The following is an 11,956-nucleotide window of genomic DNA, read 5'->3' as shown; positions in this document are numbered from 1 at the left end:
TTCAAAAGTAATCAATGTGTTGAATTATCCTAAGTTCTTTACACCAAATAATGATGGATATAACGATACTTGGAATATTTTTGCATTAAAAGAACAACCTGAAGCAAAAATTTATATCTTTGACAGACAAGGAAAATTATTGAAGCAGTTAAGTCCAGCAGGAGAAGGATGGGATGGAACTTTTAACAACAGTCAATTACCATCAACTGACTACTGGTTCAAAGCTGAATATATTGAACCAAACACAGGATTACAAAAAGAAGCTATAGGTCACTTTACATTAAAAAGATAACGAATGAATATTTTTAAAAAGCCTTTATTATTATTAGTGTCATCACTTTTCATTTCTCAAGCTAGTATAGCTCAAGAAGGTCTATCTGTTTATTCAGATTATTTAACAGATAATTATTATTTAATACATCCATCAATGGCTGGAGCTGCGAATTGTGCTAAGATTCGTTTATCCGCTCGTCAGCAATGGACAGATAATGATAAATCACCTGCGTTACAAACTTTGAGTTTTAATACTAAAGTTGGTGAACAATCTGGTGTTGGATTCATTGCCTTTAATGATAGAAATGGGTATCACTCTCAATACGGTGCTAAAGTAACGTATGCGCATCATATTAATTTTTCAAGAAGTTATTATGATTTGAATCAATTATCATTTGGTATTAGTGCAGGTGTTAATCAGACAACTCTTGACGAGTCAAGTTTTGGACCTACATTTGATCCAATTATTAATGGAGGTGTTGATCAGAAAGATGTTTCTTTTATAGCTGATTTTGGTGCATCATATCATTATTTAGATTTCTATGCTCATGCTACAGTTAAAAATGCTTTTACAACAAAAAGTGATATTTATTCTGATATTGAAAGCGACAACTTAAGAAAGTATTTAGTTTCTGCTGGTTATGTTTTCGGAACTTATAGTAATACTGGTTACACTTGGGAACCTTCTATGTTGTTTCAATATACTGAAAAAACAAACGAGAAACAGCTTGATATTAATATGAAAATGTATAAAGAATTTACAAACGGACAATTCTTTGCTGGTATTTCATATCGTACTGCTTTTGACGGTGCAGAATACGTAAAAACAGATGAAACTAAAAAACAATATTATCATTCAGTTTCTCCAATCCTTGGTGTTAAATACAAAAACATGATGTTAGGATATACTTATTCACATCAATTCGGTGATGTTAGATTCCAGAAAGGTGGTTTCCACCAATTAACATTAGGATTTAACTTCATGTGTAGAAATTCAAGTTATAAATGTAGCTGTCCTTCAGTTAACTTTTAATCAAATAAAATCCCGATATTTATCGGGATTTTTTATTTTATAAATTATGAGTTTGATAAAAGAAATAAATGGAATTGCTCCAGTGATTCCAGAAGATTGTTTTGTTGCTGAGAATGCAACTATTATTGGGAATGTAAGTTTCGGTATTCAATGTAGCGTTTGGTATAATGCTGTAATTCGTGGTGATGTAAATGCTATTACTATCGGAAATAAAGTTAATATCCAAGATGGAGCTGTAATTCATTGTACGTATTTAAAACACGCCACAATCATCGGTAACAATGTTTCAATTGGGCATAATGCTATTGTTCATGGTTGTATTATTGAAGATAATGTTTTGATTGGTATGGGTGCAATTGTAATGGATAACTGCGTGGTAAAAAGTAATGTAATTATTGGAGCTGGATCAGTTGTAACTCAAAATTCTGTTCTTGAATCAAATGCTATTTATGCAGGAATTCCAGCAAGAAAAGTAAAAGATTTAGATGCTTCAGATTTTAAAGGAGAAATCGAACGAATAGCAAATAATTATATCATGTATTCAAGTTGGCAATAAAAAAAAAGATTCTTCAGAGCAATTTGAAGAATCTTTTTTTTAAAAATCTAATTCGTAGATTGATTTTATATTCGGTAAAAACGTTTTTAAAACAGCAGAATTCGTGTTGATATAAAAGTCATTTGTAATCATTTCAGAATTTGTGTTTAATAGATTTAACGATGTTAAAATGTTATTGGTTTGTTTGGCAACAGCCTCTCCTGAATCAATAATTTTTATTGTGTTTGGAATCAACTGTTGTATGATTGGAATCAGATAAGGATAATGTGTACAGCCTAAAACAAGATGATCTATATTCTTTTCGACCATTGGATTTAAATATTCTTTTAATAAATCTTTAGTTTCATTTGAATCTATTTTTCCTGATTCAATAAGTGTGACTAAGTTAAATCCAATCTGAGCTATGATTTCTGTGTTTTTAAACGATTTTACACTTCTTTGAAACAGTTCGCTCTCAATTGTGCCTTTAGTTGCTAAAACACCAATAGCGCCAGTTTTTGAAAGTTGTGCGGCTGGTTTGATTGCAGGTTCAAGTCCTATAAAAGGTATTTTGTATTTACTGCGTAAATGATCGATTGCATTTGTTGTTGCAGTATTACACGCAACAACGATTATCTTAGAATTTTTATTCAATAAAAAATCAACATTTTTCTCACTTAGATGTATGATTTCGTCTTTACTTTTTTGTCCATAAGGTGCATTTTTACTATCCGCTAAATAGATTGTATTTTCATTTGGAAGAATTTTATTTACTTCTCTCCAAATTGTAGTTCCACCAATTCCTGAATCAAATAAACCAATAGGATCTTGCTCTTTCATAAATACAAAAATAAAAAAAAAACTGCCAGAATTTGGCAGTTGTTGTATTTATATGCTTTATTATTTAATTTTTAATTCAGCTTTAACATCTTGGAAAATGTCTCCTGTGTCAGCCATAATAACACCAGCTCCTGGAGTAGAATCTAAAACCATATCAAATCCTTTAGCTTTTGCAACTTTATGAATCGCTAATCTAGCTTTTTCTAAAATTGGTGTGTTTAATTCTATTTGCTTTTTTTGTATTTCTGCTTGTGCTGTTTGTTCAAATTTTTCAATTCTAGCACCAAAATCTTGTAATTCTCTAGATCTTGTTTCGTTTAAAGCATCTCCTGCTGTTGGAGCTTCTTTACCGTATTTTTCTGCTTTTGTTTGATATTCAGCTGTCATTGCTTTGTAATCTTTGTCAAAACCTTCAGCTAATTTTTTTAATTGGTCTTGAGCTGCATTAACTTCTGGCATTAAAGGAATTAATTCACTTAAATTGATATGTGCAACTTTTGTTTGTGCTGTCATGTTAGAGTTAACACCTAAAAATAAAACTGCTGCAATTACTAAACTTTTTAATTTTCTCATTTTAATCGTACTATTTAATTGTTTTTGATTTAATATTTATTGATTTTTCTTTCTCTCTTCGAGCTCTTTTAAACGTTTTTCTTTATCTTCTTTAATTTTTTTTATGCGTTCTTCTTGTAGTTTTTTTGCTTCTTCTTGGCGTTTTTGCATTGCTAGTTTTCGTTCAGCTGCTAATTGTTCTCTTTTTTCCTTAGCTTCTTTTGCTTTTTGGGCTCTAGCTTCCATCATTTCCTTTTGCTTTTGAGTCATTTCTTTTTGTTGACTCTGAGCATTATTGGATTTTTGATTGACATTGTTTTTTCTATCTAATGCATCTTGAACAGCCTTTTCTCGTTGAAGTTTTAACTCTTCTTGTTTCTTTTTTAGAGCTTCTTTTTGCTCTTCAATTTTTTTAAGTTGCGCTGCTCTTGCTTCTTCTTGTTTCTTTTTGGCTTCAGCTATTCGTTCTTCATTAATTCTTTTTCTTTTCTCGGCTTCAGTTTCATTAGGAGCAATCGGATTGGATTCGCGACTATTTTCATTTGTATTCGAAGGATTTAATAAACCAGACTCTAAATCTTTTTGTCTTTCTCTTAAATCATCTCTTTTGTTGCGTTGTCTTTCTTTACTTTCGGCTATCTTATCTTGAGCTTCTAAATCTGCAATTTCTTTTTTAGATAATTTACCTCTAGATCGACTTTTCTCCATTTCTTTTAAGACCTGATCTGTAATATCGTTTCTTTTATTAGCATAAAGCATTGTATTACCGTCACCTTTTACGAGTACTACATCGTATTTCTTTTTGGCAGCAATGTCATTTGTAATGGTATGAATCTGATCTAAAATTGGTTTATAAATGTTTTGATGTTGATTGAAATAATCCCCATCCGTGCCAAATTTTTCTTGTTGAAGTGTGTTCAGTTCCGATTCGACCATTCTGATTTCATCTTCTTTTTCTTCAATAAGTTGACTTGTCAAAAGCGCTCTCTCAGTTAGTAAAGCATCTTTCATTTTAGAAACTTCTGCTTTTTTCTTATTGATTTGCGCTTGCCAATCTTTGACACGTTTTTCTAGTTCCAAATTTGCCTCTGTATATTCAGGGCTCTTTTTTAATATATGATAGATATCAACATAAGCAGTTTTGCCATTTTGTCCGAAAACAAATGAACTCGCTGAAAAGAATAGAATTGAAACTAAAAATTTTTTCATAAATGTTATTTTTCAAATATTGTGCCATTAGAACTGTTGCCCTAAGACAAAGTGCGTTTGCCAACCACCTTTTTGGTTTGTTCCTGGAATTTTATCAAATCCGTATCCAAAATCAATTCCTAAAAGACCAAACATTGGCATGTGAACACGTACTCCGGCTCCAGCTCCACGTTGCAATTTAAATGGATTATAATTTTTGAATGAAGCATACGAAGCACCAGCATCAAAGAATCCTAATACGTATGCACTCATCGATTGTTTAAGTGTTATAGGATAACGTAATTCTAGGGCAAATTTATTGTACACAGTTCCACCAATATCAATTCCATTTGCATTTACTGGAGATAAAGAGTTGTCCGGGTAACCTCTCAATGCTATGTTTTCTCTACCATCCATTGAATAATTAATCATTCCACTTCCTCCTAAATAATATCTTTCAAAAGGAATTAATCCTCTACCTTGATTATAAGCTCCTAAAAATCCAAATTGTCCTGAAGTTTTTAAAACTAAATCAGCAAATAGATTTGAATACCATTCCGCTTTTAAATTTATCTTATAATATTCTAACCAATTGAAACGTTTTTGATCAATCTTTTCTTCGTTAGGTGCAGCATCTTCCCAATTTGCTACTGGCAATCCTTTTGAATCTAGATAAGTTCCGATTGGAATATCAGCACCTGTTTGAGGATTGGTTTGAATTTGTGTTGTTCTAATTTTGTATTCTCTTTCGTTACCTAAATTACCATAATCTACTTTGTTAAACAAAGAATATGGAGGTGTTAATTTTGCATCAAAACTTATTAATGATCCATATTTTGGAAATATTGGATTATTACCTCTACTTTCTCTAGTAATATTGAAATTGTAGCTTAAATTTTTTGAACTTCCATTTTTGAAATTAAATAATCCAAAATCATAATTCTTTAAATCATAATATTGGAATCCAATAGAATGAGAAACAGAAAAGAAATCATCTGGTACACTCAATCTTTTTGCAAAACCGAAATTAAAACTTGTAATATTTAATCCTTGTGAACGGTCAACTTTGTAATTGCTATAGTTGTAAGCAAATTGTCTACTGTGAGAAACCGATCCGAATAATGAAATTGGTTTACGACCTCTAAACCAAGGTTCAGAAAAACTTAAACTAAATGTTCTGTAATACGTACTTGCTTGAATTCTTAAAGACATTTTCTGCGCATCTCCCATTGGGAATGGCTTGTAAGCCTCTGTATTGAAAATATTACGTGCAGAGAAGTTGTTGAACGAAAGCGCTAGTGTTCCAATCAATGCTCCACCGCCATATCCTCCTTGAACTTCAACTTGACTTTGACCGTTTTCTGTTACATCCCAGTTGATATCAACTTTACCTTCGTTTCCATCAGGTTTAATATCTGGAGTAATCGATTCTGCATCAAATATTCCCATTCCACCTAATCTACGAATTGTTTCTACAACATCTGCTTTACTCCAAATTTGACCAGGACGTGTACTTAATTCTCTGTAAATAATATTGTCATGAGTTTTGTTGTTTCCAGAAACAGTAATGTTGTTGTATCGTGCTAAAGGTCCTTCAATGATTCTAATGTCATAATCAATAGTATCATTGTATGTCTTAGTTTCTACAGGAATTACTTGAGCAAATAAATATCCGTGATTATGGTATTCATTTGTTAAATCAAATGCATCTGGATTAGAAGTATCTGCAATTTTTTTCTGAAGTAAAACACCGTTATATAAATCACCGTTTTTAATTCCAAGAACATTTCTTAAATGACGGTCAGGATAAATGGTGTTTCCTACAAAACGGATATTTCCAATGTGATATTGATTTCCTTCTTCGATTTTTAAATCAATTTTTACACGATTTGTTTTAGGATTAAAAATAGCAGTTTCTTCTACAATTTGAGCATCTCTATAACCGTTTTCTTTGTATTTATCTAAAATACTATTTAAATCTGTTTTGTAATTTTTTTCAATAAATTTAGAAGATTTAAAAATACGTTTAGGATTCAAAATACTACGAGTTTTTGTTTCCTTCATTGCTTTTTTAATCTGAGAATTCGTAAGTTTCGAATTTCCTTCAATATTGATTGATTCGATTTTGACTTTTTTACCTTTGTCCAAATCAATAATCATATTTTGAGTTTTTCCGTCTCCAGAATCTACTGTTTTTATGTTAACCTTAGAGTTGAAAAAACCATCTTTTTTGTATTTATTTTGGATGTAGTTTGTAGTTGTAGTAATTAAATTATCGTTAACTACAGTACCTTGTTTGATATCTAAATCTTTTAAAATCTCAGCTTTCTTAGCTTTCTTTAATCCATTTAAAGTAATTTCGTTTAAACGAGGAAGTTCATTAAGATTAAGCTCAAGGTTAATTACATCACCAACTATAGAAGTTTCATAAAAATTAATATCACTAAAATAATTAAGTTTCCAAAGCTTTTTAATAGCATCAGGAATCTCTTCTCCAGGAATGTTAATTTCTTGACCTTTCTCTAAACCTGTAAAAGTTAAGATAGTAAGTTCGTTGTATTTAACATTTCCAGTAACTGTAATGTTGCCCAATTTATAGGTTCTAACTCCGTATTCTTCTCTGTTAATAACATTTTCAGAAAATTCTGTTTCTGTTACTATTTCTTGTGCATTTACTTGCGAAGCAATTCCTATGCAAAAGGGAATTAGATATTTTATGCTTTTATGAAACATTGGTAATTTTTTTTCTTATTTTAATTGTTCGCTTGTTTTTCCAAAGCGTCTCTCTCTATCTTGATAATTCTGTAACGCTTCCATTAAATGGTCTTTTGTGAAATCTGGCCATAAAACTTCAGTGAAATACAACTCAGCATACGCAATCTGCCAAAGCAAGAAGTTGCTGATTCGTTGCTCTCCACTAGTTCTTATAACCAAATCTACGTCTGGCATCATTTTAGTGTAAAGATGATTATTAATAATGGAATCGTCAATATCTTCGATTGAAATTATATTATTTTTAACTTTATTACAAAGCTCTTTTGTGGCTGAAACTAGCTCTTCTCTTGAGCCGTAGTTCAATGCGAGTGTTAAAGTTAGTTTTGTGTTTTCTTTTGTTTTTTCTAAAACTTCTGTTAATTCTTTGCGAACTTCCGACGGTAAATTGTTTAAATTACCAATAGCATTTAGGCGAATATTATTTTTTGTGAAAGTTTTTAGTTCCTTTTTTAAAGATTTAACTAAAAGTTTCATCAACATCTGAACTTCAAATTTTGGTCTATTCCAGTTTTCTGTAGAAAACGCATATAAAGTTAGATAATCTAATCCTAATTCTGTACATGCTTCAACAATAGTTCTAACTGTTTTTACTCCATTTTCGTGTCCGATTGTTCTTAAGAATCCATTTTTCTTAGCCCATCTTCCGTTACCATCCATGATTATGGCTAAGTGTCTTGGTAACTTTTCTTTATTTAAATTAAATTCTGTGTTCATTAATTAGGTGCGCAGTAGCAAGGGTTTTTTCCAAATGTGTATGAAAGGGTTAGTCCAGTAAAGACATACCAATCTTTTGATAATGTGTTTCCAAATTGGTTTGATGAATAATTGGTGTCTTTTGGATGATTTCCATCTAAATTGTCTGTAAATGTATATCTGGCTCCAACTTCAGCGCTAAGAACTAGTCGCTTATTTATCAGCGCTTTTACACCAACATGAAGAGGAATTGCCATTGAATATCCATTTCCGTATTTAACTTGGGTATTTGTTTTATTAAAATAAGTTTCGTCAAATTTGAATCCTGCTAAACCTGTGTAAATATAAGGTGTGAAAGCAAACCATTCGTTATGAAGGTCAAATTCAAAGAAGTTAAATTCGATACCTAATGATGCTTCGTGAATTTTATTCTCGAACGTTAAATTTCTAATTCTTCTGCTTGACATATCAGATTTTGCATCGTTTCCAGATATTCCCATATACATATAAGAAGCTCTCCAAGAATGTCTTGGGCTTCTGTTCCATCTATATTGAATTCCGAATCCTAAATCCTTAGGTGCTATATAATCTGTAGCGCCTATATCACCAATGTGATTTGCACCACCTATGGTTACTCCGATTTCATGTATTTGCGCATTTGAATTTACGCATATTGCCAAGGCAAAAAATGTTATTAAATTTCGAATCATAGGTATCTATTAATTTGCAAATATACTAATGTAAATCAATAATTGTTATTTTCAAAATTGAAATTAATTAATTATTTAGTTACTATAACGCTAAAAAATTACAATTATTTTGTGTTAATTTCTTTTGTCTTCGCCCCAAAGTAATTTATTTCTCAGTGTTCTAAGGAAAGTTACATCCGGAAATTCAACCATATTTACTGTATGATGTGCCAATGAAATTTCTATTTCAGTCTCGTTATTTAATGCTGCGGTTTCAGAATCTATTGATAATAAGAATTGAGGTTCACGTCCTGCAATTTTCATTTTTATTCGACTTCTATCATTGATGATTAACGGACGAGTTGTTAAATTATGTGGTGCAATTGGTGTGATAACCAAACAGTTTGAGTCTGGTGTGATAATTGGTCCACCACAACTTAATGAATATCCAGTCGAGCCAGTTGGTGTTGAAATTATTATTCCGTCTGCCCAATATGTTGCTAAAAATTCTTCATTGATATATGTTTCGATGGTAATCATCGAAGTAGTATTTTTACGTGAAATCGTAATTTCGTTTAATGCAAAATTTATTTCAAACGGTGTTTGACTTGGTTCTGGAGAATCTAATTTTAATAAAGTTCTTCTAGAAAGTGTATATTTGTTTTCAAACAATAAAGGAATCAATTCTGAAATAGCTTCTTGTTGTACATTTGCTAAGAAACCCAATCGACCAGCATTTATTCCAACAATCGGAACATTTTTACTTTTTACAAAATTTGCAGCACGTAACATAGTACCATCGCCACCAATACTTACAAAAAATTTGGTATCATCTGCCAAATCAATATGATTGGTGAATGTCTCAAAAACTGGTTCAATGATTTTTTCTTTAATTAATTCATTGTAATATGATTGTTCAAAACTAATTTCACCGTCTTTGTTTTGTATGGCTTCGATTAACGATTTTACAATCGCATTATTCGATGGTTTATAAACTTGTGCGTAAATGGCAAACTTCATATTTATATGTTTAAATATTTATCTAAATAATCTGAACGGTCTTTTAAATCAGACAGAAATTGGTCTTCTATATGTTCTGAAATGATGTTGTATTCATATCTTCTTAACGATTGAATAATTTCATTTATGTTTATTGAAGTAGCTTTGATAATGATTTGAGCAATATTTCCTTCAACTTCACTTATAATAATACCTAAAATTTTAGAATTGTTTATTTCAAAAATTTGAGAAACCTGACTAATGCTATAGCTATAAATATCTTTTTCGATTATTACTGTTGTGCCGATTTCTTTCAAAAAAGGAGTTTCGTTGAAAAAAGGAATAACATCGTCAAAAAGATAATACCCAACTACTTTATTGTTTTTGTCTAAAACAGGAATTATATTGGTCTGATGTTTTGAAAAAAGTTCTAAAACTTCAAACCAAAAACTTGTTTCTCTAACAAAGAAAATTTCAAATAAAGCTCTTGCGTCTTCAATTGGATTATTTTGTGTAAAAGTTTCTGCATCATCTAATGAGATATTTCCAAGAAAGATACCGTTTTCTACTACAGGGAAATGTGTTAAATTTTTATTTATCAATACATCGACTACGTCTGAAAACGAAGTTTCTAAATCAAAGTATTTATTTTTTCTAATAATGAATTCCTGAAGAGATATCATAAGCTCAAATTTGTTACTGCAAAATAATTAAAAATATACTAATTACCCTTCATATTTACTTTGTATTTTTGTAATAAAATGATTAATAATGACAAAACTATCTGTAAACATAAATAAAATTGCTACTTTGAGAAATTCTCGAGGTGGAAATGTTCCTGATTTATTACAATTTGCAACTGATGTTCAAGGTTTTGGAGCTGAAGGTGTAACCATTCATCCACGTCCAGACGAACGCCATATTCGTTATCAAGATGCGCGTGATTTGGTAAAAGTGGTTTATACCGAATATAATATTGAAGGAAATCCAATGGATAACTTTATGGATTTGGTTTTTGAATGTAAACCAACTCAGGTTACTTTGGTTCCGGATGCTGTGAACGCTTTGACTTCGAATGCAGGTTGGGATACAATCAAACATCAATCGTATTTAAAAGAAATTGTTGCTGAATTTCAAAGAAATGGAATTCGTACTTCTATTTTTGTTGACCCCGTTCTGGAAATGATTGAAGGAGCAAAAGCGACAGGTACAAATCGAATTGAATTATATACCGAAGAATTTGCGCATCAATATGGATTAGGAAATGAAAAAGCTATTGAACCTTACACAAAAGCGGCACAATTAGCTAATGATTTAGGAATTGGTGTAAATGCTGGTCACGATTTAAGTTTGCAAAATATTGAGTTCTTTAAAAATAATATCCCCGATTTATTGGAAGTTTCGATTGGACACGCTTTGATTTCTGAATCTTTATATTTAGGAGTTGAAAACGTAATTCGAATGTATCAACAAAAAATGAAATAGTATGATTTATTCTAAGGTTGAAGGTTCGGGTAAACCATTTTTGATTATTCACGGTTTTTTGGGGATGTCTGATAATTGGAAAACGCTTTCTACGCAATTCGCTGCTGAAGGTTTTGAAATGCATTTACTTGATATGAGAAATCATGGACGTAGTTTTCATTCGAATGAATTTAATTACGAAGTAATGGTTCAGGATGTTTTGGAATATGTAAATGATAAAAATCTGGATAAATTTATTTTATTAGGACATTCGATGGGTGGTAAAGTTGCAATGAATTTTGCGTGTGATTATCCAGAACGTGTAGAAAAATTATTGGTGGCAGATATTTCTCCTCGTGAATATGCACCACATCACCAAGATGTGATGGAAGCTTTGAATGCTGTTGATTTTTCTGCGGTATCTTCTCGTAAAGAAATTGAAGATATTATGAGTAAGTATATTAAAGACTTTGGTACACTTCAGTTTTTAATGAAGAATGTGCATCGAGTGACTTCAGATTCGTTTGGTTTTCGATTTAATTTAGAAGCTTTTAATAATGACGAATCTGTAATTGGAGAAGCTTTATCTTCAGATAAAAAATACTCTGGGAAAACTTTGTTCTTAAAAGGAGGTCGTTCAAAATATATTCAAGAATCTGATTATAATGATATTCAAAATCATTTTCCGAATTCAATAATAGAAACCATTTCTAATTCAGGTCATTGGCTTCATGCGGAAAATACAAATGAATTTTTTATTAAAGTAAATGATTTTATTTGTGATAAATAGTATTAAAGCTTTAATAATTTTTAATTAAAACGTTATTTTTTTTTATAAATGTATTTTTTTCTAAAAATATTGCAAGGTTAACATTTTGTTATATATTTGAGATTATAAAACTATAAATGTGAAAT

At 30.7% G+C, this 11,956-nt stretch carries 13 protein-coding genes; 5 read left to right on the top strand and 8 right to left on the bottom strand.

Features of this window, described 5'->3' with window-relative positions:
* The 3 genes from EG240_RS10435 to EG240_RS10425 form a co-directional block, all read left to right on the top strand.
* Nucleotides 1-292, top strand: a 292-nt coding sequence (locus EG240_RS10435; protein ID WP_148096344.1) for a T9SS type B sorting domain-containing protein, incomplete at its 5' end; no start/stop codon positions are given.
* Between the two features lie 3 nt (nucleotides 293-295).
* Nucleotides 296-1,306: a PorP/SprF family type IX secretion system membrane protein gene (locus tag EG240_RS10430; protein WP_125019344.1), complete on the top strand. Its 1,011-nt coding sequence runs from the start codon at nucleotides 296-298 to the stop codon at nucleotides 1,304-1,306.
* A 46-nt stretch (nucleotides 1,307-1,352) separates the two neighbouring features.
* Nucleotides 1,353-1,862 (top strand): gamma carbonic anhydrase family protein, encoded by a 510-nt coding sequence (locus tag EG240_RS10425; protein ID WP_125019343.1) that lies wholly within the window; start codon nucleotides 1,353-1,355, stop codon nucleotides 1,860-1,862.
* A gap of 39 nt (nucleotides 1,863-1,901) precedes the next feature.
* Here EG240_RS10425 and murI read toward each other — a convergent pair whose 3' ends face one another.
* From murI to EG240_RS10385, 8 genes are all read right to left on the bottom strand, one after another.
* Nucleotides 1,902-2,681 (bottom strand): glutamate racemase, encoded by a 780-nt coding sequence (gene murI / locus EG240_RS10420; protein ID WP_125019342.1) that lies wholly within the window; start codon nucleotides 2,679-2,681, stop codon nucleotides 1,902-1,904.
* A 60-nt stretch (nucleotides 2,682-2,741) separates the two neighbouring features.
* Nucleotides 2,742-3,254: an OmpH family outer membrane protein gene (locus tag EG240_RS10415; protein WP_125019341.1), complete on the bottom strand. Its 513-nt coding sequence runs from the start codon at nucleotides 3,252-3,254 to the stop codon at nucleotides 2,742-2,744.
* 36 nt (nucleotides 3,255-3,290) lie between these two features.
* Complete coding sequence (locus EG240_RS10410) at nucleotides 3,291-4,442, bottom strand: OmpH family outer membrane protein (protein WP_125019340.1); 1,152 nt, start codon at nucleotides 4,440-4,442, stop codon at nucleotides 3,291-3,293.
* Between the two features lie 27 nt (nucleotides 4,443-4,469).
* A complete protein-coding gene (locus EG240_RS10405) occupies nucleotides 4,470-7,154 on the bottom strand; it encodes a BamA/OMP85 family outer membrane protein (RefSeq protein WP_125019339.1) in 2,685 nt (894 codons plus the stop codon).
* Between the two features lie 15 nt (nucleotides 7,155-7,169).
* Entirely contained in the window at nucleotides 7,170-7,910 is a 741-nt protein-coding gene (locus EG240_RS10400) for an isoprenyl transferase (RefSeq protein ID WP_125019338.1), read from the bottom strand.
* Nucleotides 7,910-8,599: a type IX secretion system protein PorG gene (gene porG, locus EG240_RS10395; protein ID WP_125019337.1), complete on the bottom strand. Its 690-nt coding sequence runs from the start codon at nucleotides 8,597-8,599 to the stop codon at nucleotides 7,910-7,912. Before porG ends, EG240_RS10400 begins: the two co-directional genes overlap by 1 nt.
* Nucleotides 8,600-8,713: 114 nt before the next feature.
* Nucleotides 8,714-9,598: an NAD kinase gene (locus EG240_RS10390; protein WP_125019336.1), complete on the bottom strand. Its 885-nt coding sequence runs from the start codon at nucleotides 9,596-9,598 to the stop codon at nucleotides 8,714-8,716.
* A gap of 2 nt (nucleotides 9,599-9,600) precedes the next feature.
* On the bottom strand, nucleotides 9,601-10,260 hold the full coding sequence (locus tag EG240_RS10385) for a CBS domain-containing protein (RefSeq protein ID WP_125019335.1): 660 nt from the start codon (nucleotides 10,258-10,260) through the stop codon (nucleotides 9,601-9,603).
* Nucleotides 10,261-10,348: 88 nt separating this feature from the next.
* Between EG240_RS10385 and EG240_RS10380 the strand changes: the two genes are divergently transcribed.
* Together EG240_RS10380 and EG240_RS10375 are read left to right on the top strand one after the other, a co-directional pair.
* Complete coding sequence (locus EG240_RS10380; protein WP_125019334.1) at nucleotides 10,349-11,062, top strand: pyridoxine 5'-phosphate synthase; 714 nt, start codon at nucleotides 10,349-10,351, stop codon at nucleotides 11,060-11,062.
* Between the two features lies 1 nt (nucleotide 11,063).
* Nucleotides 11,064-11,831 (top strand): alpha/beta fold hydrolase, encoded by a 768-nt coding sequence (locus EG240_RS10375; RefSeq protein ID WP_125019333.1) that lies wholly within the window; start codon nucleotides 11,064-11,066, stop codon nucleotides 11,829-11,831.
* The last annotated feature ends 125 nt before the right edge of the window (nucleotides 11,832-11,956 follow it).

This window comes from Paenimyroides tangerinum (genome assembly GCF_003865405.1).
GTDB classification, from domain to species: domain Bacteria; phylum Bacteroidota; class Bacteroidia; order Flavobacteriales; family Flavobacteriaceae; genus Flavobacterium; species Flavobacterium tangerinum.
This window is presented reverse-complemented; position numbering and strand designations above follow the sequence as displayed.

Coding starts and splice junctions, on each gene's coding strand:
- porG (WP_125019337.1), bottom strand. CDS start 8,599: ATGATTCGAAATTTAATAACATTTTTTGCCTTGGCAATATGCGTAAAT.
- EG240_RS10390 (WP_125019336.1), bottom strand. CDS start 9,598: ATGAAGTTTGCCATTTACGCACAAGTTTATAAACCATCGAATAATGCG.
- EG240_RS10405 (WP_125019339.1), bottom strand. CDS start 7,154: ATGTTTCATAAAAGCATAAAATATCTAATTCCCTTTTGCATAGGAATT.
- EG240_RS10375 (WP_125019333.1), top strand. CDS start 11,064: ATGATTTATTCTAAGGTTGAAGGTTCGGGTAAACCATTTTTGATTATT.
- EG240_RS10415 (WP_125019341.1), bottom strand. CDS start 3,254: ATGAGAAAATTAAAAAGTTTAGTAATTGCAGCAGTTTTATTTTTAGGT.
- EG240_RS10410 (WP_125019340.1), bottom strand. CDS start 4,442: ATGAAAAAATTTTTAGTTTCAATTCTATTCTTTTCAGCGAGTTCATTT.
- EG240_RS10380 (WP_125019334.1), top strand. CDS start 10,349: ATGACAAAACTATCTGTAAACATAAATAAAATTGCTACTTTGAGAAAT.
- murI (WP_125019342.1), bottom strand. CDS start 2,681: ATGAAAGAGCAAGATCCTATTGGTTTATTTGATTCAGGAATTGGTGGA.
- EG240_RS10400 (WP_125019338.1), bottom strand. CDS start 7,910: ATGAACACAGAATTTAATTTAAATAAAGAAAAGTTACCAAGACACTTA.
- EG240_RS10425 (WP_125019343.1), top strand. CDS start 1,353: ATGAGTTTGATAAAAGAAATAAATGGAATTGCTCCAGTGATTCCAGAA.
- EG240_RS10430 (WP_125019344.1), top strand. CDS start 296: ATGAATATTTTTAAAAAGCCTTTATTATTATTAGTGTCATCACTTTTC.
- EG240_RS10385 (WP_125019335.1), bottom strand. CDS start 10,260: ATGATATCTCTTCAGGAATTCATTATTAGAAAAAATAAATACTTTGAT.